Consider the following 13,346-nt stretch of genomic DNA (forward strand, 5'->3'; position numbering starts at 1 on the left):
CCCTACGGGCGTTCCTGCTCCTTCGAGAGGAGCTTGCCGTCGCGGAAGCACAACTTGTAGAGCAGCTCGGAGTTGTGCGACGTCCGGTAGCGCGAGCAGCCGTCCACGCCGAGCGCCCCGAACCCGTACTGGTCGAAGACCTCCATCTCGGTCGTGACGCCCACCCGCAACGAGTCGAAGTACGGTGCGTTCATCTGCGTCGGGTTCAGCAACGCGAAGGTCAGCAGCACGATCAACGCCCCGCTGATCGGCAGCAACGCGAGCAGCCCCAGGCACCCGCCGCCGAGCACCCGCGGCACGGTCAGCACCTCGGCCGCGAGGGGCGGTGGCACCTCCGCCACCTCGGCCGCCGACGGGTCCGCGTGCGCGGCCGGGTGCAGCGGCACGTCCGCCGCCACCCGGAACCCGCCCTCCAGCGGTGGTCCCGCGCTGAACGCACCGCCGAGCAGCCCGACGCGTTCCTCCAGGCCGACCAGGCCGCGCCGGGTGCCCTTGCCCGGCGTGGTGTCGGTCGGGCCGTTGACCACCTGGATCCGCGCCCGGCCACCCTGGACGGAGACCTGCACCCGAGCGCGCGCGTTCGGAGCGTGCTTGTGCACGTTGGTCAACGCCTCGCGGACCACCCGGTGCACCGCGCGCCGGGTGCGGGGGTCGGCGCCGTGCAGGTCCTCGCCGGACCAGTCGAGCGACACCGCGATGCCCGCGGCCGCCGAGGCCTCGACCAGGTTCTGGATGTCGGTGCGGGTGCCGGTGTCCTCGTCGAGCGACTCGGGTTCGGGGTTGGTCCGCAGCACGCCGAGGATCTCGCGCAGCTCGGCCATCGCGAGCGACGACGTGGTGCGGATCAGCTCGGCCTGCTCGTGCAGCTGCGGTGCCTTGCGCGCGGTCGCGAGCTCCAGGGCGCCGGCGTGGATGGAGATCAGGCTGAGCCGGTGGCCGAGCATGTCGTGCATCTCGCCGGCGATGTGCGCGCGTTCCTCCGAACGCGCCGACGCGGCGGTGAGCGCGCGCGCCCGTTCCAGGTACTCGTTGCGCTCCTGCAGCAACCGAACCATCGGCCTGCGCCGCCCGAGCAACATCCCCGACACGGCCGGGAAGAGCACGAAGAAGACCGACCCGACCACCGCGCCGAACAACGCCTCCCAGACCGGCATGGTCCGGTAGCTCTCCTGCAACAGGCTGAACACGCTCTGCAGCACCGTCATGATCCCGAGCAGCGCCCACAGCCTGCCGAGCCGGGTGACCCGCCGGGACGCCGCGAAGACCACGAACATCGTGACGGCCTGCGCCCACAGGTTGTTGACCCCGAAGAGCGGGGCCGTGAGCAGCAGCGCCCACTCCGGCTTGCGCGGCGCGAGCCACACCAGCCCGGCGATCCACACCGCGCTCGCGACCGTCAGCACCGCGTGCGGGATCGGCGCCAGCGGTGCGACCAGCGGCACCAGCCCGGCCAGGAACGCCAGTACCGGCCAGACGACCCTCACCGCGCCAGCTCCCTCTTCGTCCTCAGCACGCCCTCCCGGGTGAAGCACAGCTCGACGTCGTGGTCCGCCTCGTCACGCAGGTGGTAGCGGTAGCAGCCGGGGCCGTCGGCCGGGAGGCCGAAGCCGTGGTTCTCGGTCAGCTCGGCCTCCCGCGTGACCGACACCCGGTAGGTGTCGAACTCCTGCCGGGTCATCTCGTCGTTGCCGAACACCGCGACCAGCAGCAGCACGAGCGCCGTGCCGAGTGCGGGGACGACCGCGAGCGTGGCCAGGCACCCGCTGCCGATCACCCTGGGCACGGTCAGCACCTCGGCGGTGACCGGCGGCGGCGCCTCGGTCACGGCACCGGCCGCCCCCGTCTCCTCCTGCACGACCGGGTGCGACGGCAGGTCGGCCGCCACCCGGAACCCGCCCGCGACCCGGCCGGCGCCGAACTGCCCGCCGATCAACGCGACCCGTTCCTCCAGCCCGATGAGCCCGCGCCGGGTGCCGCCACCGCGCGGTTCGCCGCTCGGGCCGTTGACCACCTCGACCCGCACCCGTTCGCCCACGTCCACCGACACGCGCGTCTGTGCTGACGGGGCGTGTTTGTGCACGTTCGTGAGTGCTTCCCGCACGACCCGGTGCACGGCCCTGCGCAGCCGTGAGTCCGCGTTGACCAGGTCGTCACCGGACCAGTTCAGGTACACGGAGACACCCGCGTCCTTCGACGCCGCCACGAGCCGTTCGACGTCCGCGCGGGTACCGGCGTCCTCGGCGGCCTCGGTGGTCGTTCCCAGCACGCCGAGGATCTCGCGCAGCTCGTCCATGGCGACCGCGGACGTCTTGCGGATCAGCTCGACCTGTTCACGCAGCTCCGGAGCCTGCTCTGCGGCGGCTTCCTCCAACGCGCCGGCGTGCGCGGTCAGCTGCCGGAGCCGGTGGCTGAGCATGTCGTGCATCTCGCTCGCGATGTGCGCGCGCGTGTCGGACCTCGCGGTGCTCGCGGTCAGCAGCCGGGCGTGCTCCAGGTAGTCGTTGCGTTCCATCAACACCTGCGTCAACGGCTTGCGGCGCCCGACGAGCGCACCCGCCAGCGCCGGGAAGACCAGCAGGAACACGACCGTGAACCCGATGCCCCCGAGGAACTCGACCACGCTGTCGCCGTTGCGCCACGCGAACAGCCCGCCGAACACCGCCTGCAGCACGGCGGTGGCGGCGATCAGCCCCCACAGCTGCCCGGCCGAGCGGATCGACCGGGCGGAGCGGAAGACGACGAGCGAGGTCGGGGCGATCGCGAGCAGGTTGTTGATCCCGTGCAGGGGAGTGGTGAGCAGCAGCGCCCACCGCGGGAACCGGGCGCTGAGCGGCACCAGCGCCGCCGACCACACCGCGGAGGCGACGATCACCCACCACGGCGCCGGTCGGCCGAGCGGTGCCCACACCGACACCAGCGCCAGCAGGAACACACCGGCCGCCCAGAGCCCGTCGCGCAGCCTCACGTTCACGGCGATCATCTTCGCTGACCGGCACTCGCGGTGCCCAGCGCCACCCGGCCAGATCGCATGGCCACCCGTCCACGCTGTGGGCGCACGCGGGGGCCCGCGTGCGCCAGGAGAGTACGAAAGCTCCCCGCGTGCACTTTCAGTTGAGTGAGTTTGCACGTCCGTGCATAATCATTCGTATGACAGTGAGGATCGCGGTCGCGGGCGCCAGCGGGTACGCCGGTGGCGAGCTGCTCCGCCTGCTACTGGGCCACCCGGACGTCGAGATCGGCGCTTTGACGGCCAACAGCAGTGCCGGTGACCAGTTGCTCAAGCACCAGCCGCACCTCCTGCCGCTCGCGGACCGACAGCTACAAGACACCACAGTCGAGACCCTCAGGGGGCACGACGTGGTGTTCCTCGCACTTCCCCACGGTCACTCCGCCGAGCTCGCCGCCCAGCTCGGCGACGACACCGTCGTGATCGACTGCGGCGCCGACCACCGGCTGACCAGTGCCGACGACTGGACGCGCTGGTACGGCGGCACGCACGCGGGTTCGTGGCCCTATGGTCTGCCCGAGCTGCCCGGTCACCGCGAGAAGCTGGTCAACGCGCGCAGGGTCGCCGTTCCCGGCTGCTACCCGACCGTGTCGTCGCTGGCGCTCGCACCGGCCGTGGACCTCATCGAGGACGAGGTCGTCATCGTCGCCGTGTCGGGCACGTCGGGCGCCGGCAAGTCGCTGAAGACGAACCTGCTCGGCTCCGAGGTGATGGGGTCCGCGAGCGCGTACGGCGTCGGCGGCGCGCACCGGCACACGCCCGAGATCAGCCAGAACCTGAGCGGTGCCGCCGGCCGTCCGGTCAAGGTCAGCTTCACGCCCGTGCTGGCGCCGATGTCGCGCGGCATCCTCGCCACGTGCACCGCCACGCTGCGCGGCGGCGGTGACGTCCGTGACGTCCGTGCGGCTTACGAGAAGGCCTACGCCGACGAGCCGTTCGTCCACCTCCTGCCGGAGGGCATGTGGCCGACGACGAACGCCGTCCTCGGTTCCAACGCCGTCCAGCTGCAGGTCATCGTCGACGCCGACCTGAACCGCCTGGTGGTCGTGGCGGCCGTCGACAACCTGGCCAAGGGCACCGCCGGTGCCGCCGTCCAGTGCATGAACCTCGCTCTCGGCCTGCCGGAGACGACCGGCCTCTCGACCGTTGGAGTCGCACCGTGAACCGCAGCAAGGGCGTCACCGGGCCCCAGGGCTTCCGCGCCGCCGGCATCGCCGCCGGGATCAAGGAGTCCGGAGCTCTCGACCTCACCCTCGTCGTGAACGACGGGCCGCAGGACGCCGCCGCGGGTGTCTTCACCACGAACAAGGTGAAGGCCGCCCCGGTGTTGTGGTCGCAGCAGGTGATCCAGTCGCGCCGCCTCACCGCGGTCGTGCTCAACTCCGGTGGCGCCAACGCGTGCACCGGTCCCGAGGGCTTCCAGGACACCCACGCCACCGCCGAGAAGGTGGCCGAGGTGCTCGGCACGGGCGCGGTCGACGTCGCCGTGTGCTCCACCGGCCTGATCGGCGAGCGGCTGCCGATGGACAAGGTCCTCGCCGGCGTCGAGAACGTCGCGAAGGAGCTCGACTCCACCGTCGAGGCGGGGCTGAACGCCGCCACCGGTGTGATGACCACGGACAGCCGCCCCAAGCAGTCGTGGAAGGCCTCCGAGCAGGGCTGGTCCGTCGGCGGGTTCGTGAAGGGCGCGGGCATGCTCGCCCCGAACATGGCCACGATGCTGTCGGTCATCACGACCGACGCCAAGATCTCCGGTGACCAGCTCGACAAGGCGTTGCGCCAGGCCACCTCGCGCACGTTCGACCGCCTCGACGTCGACGGCGGCACGTCCACCAACGACACCGTGCTGGTTCTTGCTTCCGGCGCTTCGGGCGTCGAGCCGTCGTCCGACGACTTCGTGGCTCTGCTGACCGAGGTCGCGGGCGACCTGGTCAAGCAGCTGCAAGGCGACGCCGAGGGCGTCACGAAGGAGATCAGCATCACCGTCAAGCAGGCCGCCACCGAGGCCGAGGCGGTCCTCATCGGACGGACGGTCGCCGAGGACAACCTGGTGAAGACCGCGCTGTTCGGCAGCGACCCGAACTGGGGCCGCATCGCGATGGCGCTCGGCCGCGCGGACGCCGAGATCGACCCGGACGTCCTGCAGATCATCATCAACGGCGTGTCGTTGTACCGCAACGGAACCCGTGACCGCGACCGCAGCGAGGCAGACCTGTCCGGCCGGGACGTCGAGATCGTCATCGACCTCAACGTCGGCGAGGCCGAAGCCACGATCCTCACCACCGACCTGTCCCACGACTACGTCGAAGAGAACAGCGCGTACTCATCGTGAACGCACAAGAAAAAGCGGCAGTTCTGGTCGAGGCACTGCCGTGGCTGGAACGCTTCCGCGGCGCACTCGTGGTCGTGAAGTACGGCGGCAACGCCATGGTCGACGACGAGCTGAAGAAGGCGTTCGCCGAGGACATGGTGTTCCTGCGGCTGTGCGGCCTGCGCCCGGTCGTGGTGCACGGCGGCGGCCCGCAGATCAAGTCGATGCTGGACCGGCTCGGCATCCACAGCGAGTTCCGCGGCGGTCTGCGCGTGACCACGCCGGAGGCCATGGACGTCGTGCGGATGGTGCTCGTCGGCCAGGTCGGGCGTGAGCTCGTCGGCCTGATCAACCAGCACGGCCCGTACGCGGTCGGCATCTCCGGCGAGGACGCGCACCTTTTCACCGCCACCCGCCGCGGTGCCTTCGTGGACGGCGAAGAGGTCGACATCGGTCTCGTCGGCGACATCACCGAGGTCAACCCGGACGCCGTGCTCGACATCGTGCGCGCGGGCCGCATCCCGGTCGTGTCGTCGGTGGCGCCGGACATCCACGGCGTGCCGCACAACGTCAACGCGGACACGGCGGCCGGCGCTCTCGCGGTCGCTCTCGGTGCCGAGAAGCTCGTTGTGCTCACGGACGTCGAAGGCCTCTACGCGAACTGGCCGGACCGCTCGTCGCTGCTGAACCAGATCCGCGCCTCCGAGCTGGAGAAGATCCTGCCGGACCTGGAGAGCGGCATGGTGCCGAAGATGGAGGCCTGCCTGCGCGCGGTGCGCGGCGGTGTCCCGCAGGCGCACGTGATCGACGGCAGGCTCGCGCACAGCGTTCTGCTCGAAGTCTTCACCTCCGAAGGTGTCGGAACCATGGTGTTGGGGGACAAGTGACCACGCGTTGGCAACAGTCCATGATGGACAACTACGGCACACCTTCGTTGCAGCTGGAGCGAGGTGAAGGCGCACATGTGTGGGACGCGGACGGCAACCGGTACGTCGACCTGCTGACCGGCCTCGCCGTCAACGCGCTCGGCCACGCCCACCCGGCGATCGTCGAGGCGGTGTCCACGCAGATCGCGAAGCTCGGCCACACCGGCAACCTGTACGTCAACGAGCCCGCGCTGAAGCTCGCCGAACGCCTGCTGGACATCGCCGGCGAACCGGGCAAGGTCTTCTTCTGCAACTCCGGCGCCGAGGCCAACGAGGCCGCCCTGAAGATGGCGCGGCTCACCGGCCGCACGAAGATCGTCTCCACGGTCGGCGGCTTCCACGGCCGCACGATGGGCGCGCTGACGCTCACCGGCCAGGAACCGAAGCGCACGCCGTTCGAGCCCCTGGTCCCCGGCGTCTCGCACATCCCGTTCGGTGACGTGGCCGCACTCGAAGCCGCGATCGACGACGAGACCGCGGCGTTCATCGTCGAGCCGATCCAGGGCGAGCAGGGTGTCGTCGTCCCTCCTGCGGGCTACCTGCAGGAGGCCCGCCGGATCACCGCCGCGCACGGCGCGCTGTTCATCCTCGACGAGGTGCAGACCGGCGTCGGCCGTCTCGGCACGTGGTTCGCGTTCCAGCAGGCCGGGATCGTGCCGGACGTCATCACGCTGGCCAAGGGCATCGGCGGCGGGCTGCCGCTCGGCGCCACGATCGGGTTCGGCGCGGCCGCGGAGCTGTTCAAGCCCGGCCACCACGGCACGACCTACGGCGGCAACCCCGTCTGCTGCGCCGCCGGGCTCGCGGTGCTGGACACGATCGCCGCGGAAGGCCTGCTGGAGCACGCCTCGTCCGTGGGCAAGGAGATCGCCGCGGGCGTGGAGGCACTGCACCACCCCGCCATCTCCGGAGTGCGGGGAGCCGGCCTGCTGCTCGGCATCACGCTGCGCGAGGCGGTCTCGGCGAAGGCCGCGGCGGCCGCGCAGAAGGCCGGTTACCTGATCAACCCGATCCAGCCGGACGTGCTGCGGCTCGCCCCGCCGCTCGTGCTGGAGACCTCCGACGCGCAGGCCTTCGTCGCCGCGCTCCCCACGTTCTTCGAGGAGACGCCGTGAGCCCGAGGCACTTCCTGCGCGACGACGACCTGACCACCGAGGAGCAGGCGGCCGTCCTCGACCTCGCCGACGCCTACAAGGCGGACCGGTTCACCGCGAAGCCGCTGGCGGGCCCGAAGTCCGTCGCGGTGATCTTCGAGAAGAACTCGACCCGCACCCGGCTGTCGTTCGAGGTCGGCATCGCGCAGCTGGGCGGCAACCCGGTGATCATCGACGGCCGGTCGATGCAGCTCGGGCGCGAGGAGACCATCGAGGACACCTCGCGGATCCTGTCCGGGTACGTCGACGCCGTGGTGTGGCGGACGTTCGCCCAGGCCCGCATGGAGGCGATGGCCAGCGTCTCGCGGATCCCCGTGGTCAACGCGCTGACCGACGAGTTCCACCCGTGCCAGGTGCTCGCCGACCTGCAGACGATCCGGCGCCGGTACGGCAGGCTGGCCGGTCTCACGCTGACCTACCTCGGTGATGGCGCCAACAACATGGCGCACTCGCTGCTGCTGGGCGGTGCCACGGCCGGGATGCACGTCCGCATCGGCGCACCGGCCGGGTTCGTGCCGAACCCGCAGTTCCTGGAGGACGCCAAGAAGCGGGCGGCCGAGACCGGCGGCTCGGTGGCGTTGATCAGCGATCCGCGCGAGTCGGTCGACGGCTCCGACGTGCTGGTCACCGACACGTGGACGTCGATGGGCCAGGAGAACGACGGCAAGGACCGGGTCGGCCCCTTCCGGCCGTACCAGGTGAACGCCGACCTGCTGGCCGCCACCGGCAAGGTGGACTCGACCGTGCTGCACTGCCTGCCGGCCCACCGCGGCTGGGAGATCACCGACGAGGTGCTCGACGGCCCGCAGTCGCTGGTGTGGCAGGAGGCGGAGAACCGGCTGCACGCCCAGAAGGCGCTGCTCGTGTGGTTGCTGGAGCAGTCGTCATGACCCGCACCGCCCGGCAGGGCCGCATCGTCGAGATCGTCAGCAACCAGGCCGTCCGCAGCCAGTCCGAGCTCGCGAAGCTGCTCGCGGCCGACGGCATCGAGGTCACCCAGGCCACGCTCTCGCGCGACCTGGACGAGCTCGGCGCGGTCAAGCTGCGCGGACCCGACGGCGGCGCGCCGGTGTACGTGATCCCGGAGGACGGCAGCCCGGTGCGGGGCGTGCAGGGCGGGACCACGCGGCTGGTGCGGCTGCTCAGCGAGTGGCTGGTGTCGGCGGACTCGTCGGGCAACCTCGCGGTGCTGCGCACCCCGCCCGGTGCGGCGCAGTTCCTCGCCAGCTCGCTCGACCGGGCGGCGTTGCACGAGGTCGTCGGCACGATCGCCGGTGACGACACGATCCTGGTGGTGGCCCGCGAGCCGATGACCGGCGCGGAGCTGGCCGAGAGGCTCACCGCGCTGGCCTCGGTGACCGGCGATGAATGATGCCGTGCACGCCGTCGTGACGTTCGACGACGGCGTGCCGGTCGCGGTGGACGGCGAGACGCTGACCGTGCCGGAGGCGGTGCGGGAGCTGAACTTCCGCGCCGGCGTGGTGCGGTCCAGCCTGGGCTCGGTCGCGCTGCGGGTGGCGCGGACGGCGATCCGCGGTGGTTCCGGCGAGGTCGACATCACGCTGTCCGAGGGGCGCGTGGTGGGCATCGTCGCCCGTTCGGAAGAATCCCTCTACGACTTCGCCAGCTGACGCGTTGGCCAACTGAAAGTTGCAGTGATGAGTTCTTTGTGGGGTGGCCGGTTCGAGTCGGGACCGGCCGAGGCGATGGCCCGCCTGTCGCTGTCGACGCACTTCGACTGGCGGCTCGCGCCGTACGACATCGCCGGCTCACGCGCGCACGCCCGTGTGCTGCACGCGGCGGGCCTGCTCACCGACGACGAGCTCGCCGGGATGCACAAGGCGCTGGACGAGCTGCTGGCCGACGTCGAGTCGGGCGCGTTCACGCCGGTGCTGGAGGACGAGGACGTCCACACGGCGCTGGAGCGCGGGCTGATCGACCGCGCGGGCGCCGAGCTGGGCGGCAAGCTGCGCGCCGGCCGGTCCCGCAACGACCAGGTGGCCACGCTGTTCCGGATGTGGCTGCGTGACGCCGCCCGCCGGGTCGCCGCGGGCGTGCTGGACGTGGTGGACGCGCTGGCGGGGCAGGCGGAGACGCACTTCGGTGCCGTCATGCCGGGCCGCACGCACCTGCAGTCCGCGCAGCCCGTGCTGTTGTCGCACCACCTCCTGGCCCACGCGCACGCGTTGCTGCGTGACGTCGACCGCCTGCACGACTGGGACAAGCGCGCCGCGTTCTCGCCGTACGGCTCCGGCGCGCTGGCCGGGTCGTCGCTGGGCCTCGACCCCGCGAAGGTGGCCGCCGACCTGGGCTTCTACGCGCCGGTCGAGAACTCGATCGACGGCACCGCCTCCCGCGACTTCGCCGCTGAGATCGCGTTCGTGCTGGCCATGGTGAGCGTGAACCTGTCGCGGGTCGCCGAAGAGGTCATCATCTGGACCACGGCCGAGTTCCGCTTCGCCGTGCTGGACGACGCCTGGTCGACGGGCTCGTCGATCATGCCGCAGAAGAAGAACCCGGACGTGGCCGAGCTGGCGCGCGGCAAGTCGGGCCGGCTGATCGGCAACCTCGCGGGCCTGCTGGCGACGCTCAAGGCGCAACCGCTGGCGTACAACCGCGACCTGCAGGAGGACAAGGAACCGCTGTTCGACTCGGTCGAGCAGCTGGAGCTGCTGCTGCCGGCGTTCGCGGGCATGGTGGCGACGCTGAAGTTCGACGTCGACCGGATGGCCTCGCTCGCGCCGGCCGGGTTCACCCTGGCCACGGACATCGCGGAGTGGCTGGTGCGCGAGGGCGTCCCGTTCCGGGTGGCGCACGAGGCCGCGGGTGCGTGTGTGCGTGCGGCGGAGTCCCGTGGCGTGGGCCTGGAGGACCTGTCCGACGACGAGTTCGCCGCTATCTCGCCCGCGTTGACGCCTTCTGTCCGTTCGGTGCTCACGGTCGAGGGCTCGATCGCGTCCCGCAACGCGCACGGCGGCACGGCACCTCCACGCGTGCGCGAGCAGCTGGACGCGTTGGTGGCCAAGGCATCGGCGGCCCGTGAGTTCTAGGTTGCTGACCCAGGAGGAGCTGGCGGTCGACCCGGTCGACGCGTCCCGGCTCCTCCTGGGCTCTTTCCTGGAAGCCGGCGATGTGCGCGTGCGCATCGTCGAGGTGGAGGCGTACCGCGGCGGCGACGATCCCGCGTCCCACTGCTACCGCGGCAAGACGCCTCGCAACGAGGTGATGTTCGGCCCGGCCGGCCATCTGTACGTGTACTTCGTTTACGGCATGCACTTCTGCGCGAACGTGGTGTCGTTGACCGACGGTGTGCCCGGTGCGGTGCTCTTGCGCGCGGGCGAGGTCGTCGAGGGTGAGGACATCGCGTTCTCTCGACGCCCGGCATCGCGTTCGGCGGCGGAACTGGCCAAGGGACCCGCACGGCTGTGCAAGGTCCTCGGGCTGGACCGCGGTTCCAACGGCTTGGACCTGACGTCTGCTGACTCGCCGGTGCGGTTGTACGCGGGCGATCCGGTCACGACTGTGCACTCCGGACCGCGCGTGGGTGTCGCCGTGGCGATGGACGTGCCGTGGCGGTTCTGGATCGACTCCCCGGCGGTGTCCACCTACAAACGCGGTGGGAAGCGGCGTCCTAAAGTGACGCCCTGACGAACCGGGGAGACCACTTGCGCGCGGACCTGGCTGCTCTCGCACACGAGCTCATCACCGGCGTGGCTCCCGGCTTCGACTTCCTGACGCTGCGGGCGTCCTGCAGCGGCGGCGGTGGCACCTTCCGGCTCACGGCGGGGCCGTCCGACCAGGACGTCGTGTCGTCAGCGTCCATGGAGAGGCTGTGGCGGCTCGGTCTGGACCGGCCGGTCGTTCTGGAGCTGCGCGTCGAGCGGGACGGGACGTTCGAAGCCGTCGTCACCGAGGGCGTCGTCCAGGTCGCCTCGTCCCTGCCACCTACCTACACCTTCATGCGCAAACCCCCTCTGCGCCCCACCAAGCCGGAGATCTCCACGTTGGCCGAGGTGGAGGCCGCTATCGGCGCCTCGCTGCCCACGGAGGTGCACGAGCTGTACGCGCGCACCACGACGGTCGACGAGGTCCTCCTCGACCGGCCGGACGAGATCCTCTTCAACTGGCGGTGGCACCTCGCCGAGCTGGCAGAAGACCCGCGGCGCTGGGAGCAGCCCATGCTCTACGCCGGCCCGCCCGACGCGGTGCGGCCGGTGCAGTTCCACCCGCTGTGGGTGCCGGTCGGGGCCAACGACTGGGGCGACGCGGTGTGCGTCGACCTCGCGCCCGGTCCCGGCGGCCGGGTGGGTCAGGTGATCCAGCTGGCCGGAGAGGGCCCGCTGACCTACCTCGCCGACTCGCTGCCGGAACTGGTTCTGCCCGACGAGTACCCCGGCTCGGAAGGGCTGGAAGACCACTTCGACGCCGCCGACCGCACGCCGGCGGCGCTGCCGCCCACCTTGCAGCAGATCACCGTCCGCGAGCCGGGCGACCTCGACTTCGGCCTCCTCGGTCACCTGACGTCGTTGCGCGAGCTCCGCGTCGTGCGCGGTGGTTCGGTGCGTCTCGCCGCCCTGTCGCACCTGCCGCTGGAACGCCTTGAGGTGAGCGGCTACGAGATCGAGCTGCCGGTGTGCGAGACGTTGAAGGCGCTCGTGGTGAACGGTGCGCACGTGGAACTGCCCTCGTTGCCGAACCTGCGCGTGCTCGACGTGTCCCGGGCGGACGTGGACGTCGAGTCGTTGCCGCGGGTCGACTACCTCGTGCTGAACGCCGAGCAGTGGCGGCGGTGCTCGCAGACCCCCGCCGCGGCCGGGCTCGTCGGCGAGTCCTCGCTGGCCCTCGCGCTGGCGTGGGCGGGTGAACGTGGTGCCGGGCTGCCCCGCGAGGTGATCAGAGGACGCGCGTCAGCCTGACAGCTTGCCGACCGCGATCACGAACTCCGCCTCCAGGTCCGGGTCGACCTCGAACACCAGCGGCACGTTGACGTTGATCTGCTCGCCCGCGGTGAGCCGCTCGACCAGCGTGTCCGCGACCTCGCGGAGGTCCTGCGCGACCTTGTGCATGGCCTCCAGCTGCTGGTCGGCGAAACGCGCCTGGATGCGTGCGGCGACCCGTGCGTGCGCATCGGCGTAACTGGTGGCGTAGATCGTGCGCGCCCACTCGAGGATCTCGTCGTACGTCTGCACGAACAGCCGTCCCAGGTGGATGATCCGGTCCGCGTTGCCGGCGCCGAACGCCGCTTCCTGGGCGTGTGGCGTGAAGATCGTGTCGACGGCGACCGCGATGATCTCGCCGAGGAGCACGTTGCGGTCGCGGACGGCGTCCAGGCCGGTGCCGTGTTCGACGTGGCCGTTGCGTGGCGCGTAGCGGAGAAAGTGTTCCCAGTACTTGCTGTCCAACGTGCGCATGCCCTGCCATACGACGCCGACGTAGAGCAGGTACTCCCAGCCCTTCGGTCGTTCGGCGGTGAGCGCCTGCACGGCCTGAGCGGTGATCGGCGTCTGCGGGGTGAACTCGGAACGGTGCTGGGCGAGCTTCTGCACCACGGCCCGCGCGATGGTCTCGGTGTCGTGCCGCCGCAGGTCCAGGTAGCCGATGGTCTCCGAGAGCCCCGGTACGGCGGTGTCGTCGATCTTGACCGGCAGCACGTACTCGACCTGTTGCTCCAGCGCACGCGCCTGGGCGGCACGGCGCTGGAGACGGGCCCACTTGTGTTCGACGTAATTGTGTGAGGCGAACAAGAGGACGAACCGCACGCGTTCGCCATAGGTGTCCGAGAGGTGCTCGACGAGGTCCAAGCCCCACGTCTCGACGAGCCGGTCCTCGTCGTAGTAGACGCTGACGCCGAGCTCTTTGAGACGCTGCACGACCGGCAGGACCAGGGCGCGGTCCTGTTCGGCGAACGACGGGGCGACGTCGAAGTCGTACTCGGTCACCCCGTCATT

At 70.8% G+C, this 13,346-nt stretch carries 13 protein-coding genes; 10 read left to right on the plus strand and 3 right to left on the minus strand.

What is annotated here, in order from left to right:
* Positions 1–2 precede the first annotated feature (2 nt).
* A complete protein-coding gene (locus tag BBK82_RS24580) occupies positions 3–1,484 on the minus strand; it encodes a sensor histidine kinase (RefSeq protein WP_065917113.1) in 1,482 nt (493 codons plus the stop codon).
* Entirely contained in the window at positions 1,481–2,971 is a 1,491-nt protein-coding gene (locus BBK82_RS24585; RefSeq protein WP_170067959.1) for a sensor histidine kinase, read from the minus strand. The genes BBK82_RS24580 and BBK82_RS24585 overlap by 4 nt, the downstream gene beginning before the upstream one ends.
* 176 nt (positions 2,972–3,147) lie before the next feature.
* Here BBK82_RS24585 and argC point away from each other — a divergent pair, with 176 nt between their 5' ends.
* The 10 genes from argC to BBK82_RS24635 are packed head-to-tail and all read left to right on the plus strand — an operon-like array spanning position 3,148 to position 12,314.
* On the plus strand, positions 3,148–4,170 hold the full coding sequence (argC, locus tag BBK82_RS24590; RefSeq protein ID WP_065917115.1) for an N-acetyl-gamma-glutamyl-phosphate reductase: 1,023 nt from the start codon (positions 3,148–3,150) through the stop codon (positions 4,168–4,170).
* Complete coding sequence (argJ, locus tag BBK82_RS24595; RefSeq protein ID WP_065917116.1) at positions 4,167–5,339, plus strand: bifunctional glutamate N-acetyltransferase/amino-acid acetyltransferase ArgJ; 1,173 nt, start codon at positions 4,167–4,169, stop codon at positions 5,337–5,339. Before argC ends, argJ begins: the two co-directional genes overlap by 4 nt.
* Positions 5,333–6,205 (plus strand): acetylglutamate kinase, encoded by an 873-nt coding sequence (gene argB / locus BBK82_RS24600; RefSeq protein WP_065917117.1) that lies wholly within the window; start codon positions 5,333–5,335, stop codon positions 6,203–6,205. The genes argJ and argB overlap by 7 nt, the downstream gene beginning before the upstream one ends.
* A 20-nt stretch (positions 6,206–6,225) precedes the next feature.
* Positions 6,226–7,359, plus strand: a complete 1,134-nt coding sequence (locus tag BBK82_RS24605) for an acetylornithine transaminase (protein WP_065917118.1) — start codon at positions 6,226–6,228, stop codon at positions 7,357–7,359.
* Positions 7,356–8,288: an ornithine carbamoyltransferase gene (gene argF, locus BBK82_RS24610; protein WP_065917119.1), complete on the plus strand. Its 933-nt coding sequence runs from the start codon at positions 7,356–7,358 to the stop codon at positions 8,286–8,288. Before BBK82_RS24605 ends, argF begins: the two co-directional genes overlap by 4 nt.
* Positions 8,285–8,770 carry an arginine repressor gene (locus tag BBK82_RS24615; protein ID WP_065917120.1) on the plus strand — a complete coding sequence of 162 codons (486 nt, stop codon included), beginning with the start codon at positions 8,285–8,287 and terminating at the stop codon, positions 8,768–8,770. The genes argF and BBK82_RS24615 overlap by 4 nt, the downstream gene beginning before the upstream one ends.
* Complete coding sequence (locus tag BBK82_RS52780) at positions 8,763–9,029, plus strand: hypothetical protein (RefSeq protein ID WP_065917121.1); 267 nt, start codon at positions 8,763–8,765, stop codon at positions 9,027–9,029. Before BBK82_RS24615 ends, BBK82_RS52780 begins: the two co-directional genes overlap by 8 nt.
* Positions 9,030–9,056: 27 nt before the next feature.
* Positions 9,057–10,448, plus strand: a complete 1,392-nt coding sequence (gene argH / locus BBK82_RS24625) for an argininosuccinate lyase (RefSeq protein ID WP_065917122.1) — start codon at positions 9,057–9,059, stop codon at positions 10,446–10,448.
* Entirely contained in the window at positions 10,438–11,046 is a 609-nt protein-coding gene (locus BBK82_RS24630) for a DNA-3-methyladenine glycosylase (protein WP_065917123.1), read from the plus strand. Before argH ends, BBK82_RS24630 begins: the two co-directional genes overlap by 11 nt.
* Positions 11,047–11,063: 17 nt before the next feature.
* Positions 11,064–12,314, plus strand: coding sequence for an SMI1/KNR4 family protein (locus BBK82_RS24635; RefSeq protein WP_065917124.1), 1,251 nt, complete (start codon positions 11,064–11,066; stop codon positions 12,312–12,314).
* Here the strand turns inward: BBK82_RS24635 and BBK82_RS24640 are convergent.
* Positions 12,306–13,337, minus strand: coding sequence for a toll/interleukin-1 receptor domain-containing protein (locus BBK82_RS24640; protein WP_065917125.1), 1,032 nt, complete (start codon positions 13,335–13,337; stop codon positions 12,306–12,308). The genes BBK82_RS24635 and BBK82_RS24640 overlap by 9 nt on opposite strands.
* Between the last annotated feature and the right edge of the window lie 9 nt (positions 13,338–13,346).

The sequence above is a fragment of the Lentzea guizhouensis genome (assembly GCF_001701025.1).
In the GTDB taxonomy this organism is placed as follows: Bacteria; Actinomycetota; Actinomycetes; order Mycobacteriales; family Pseudonocardiaceae; genus Lentzea; species Lentzea guizhouensis.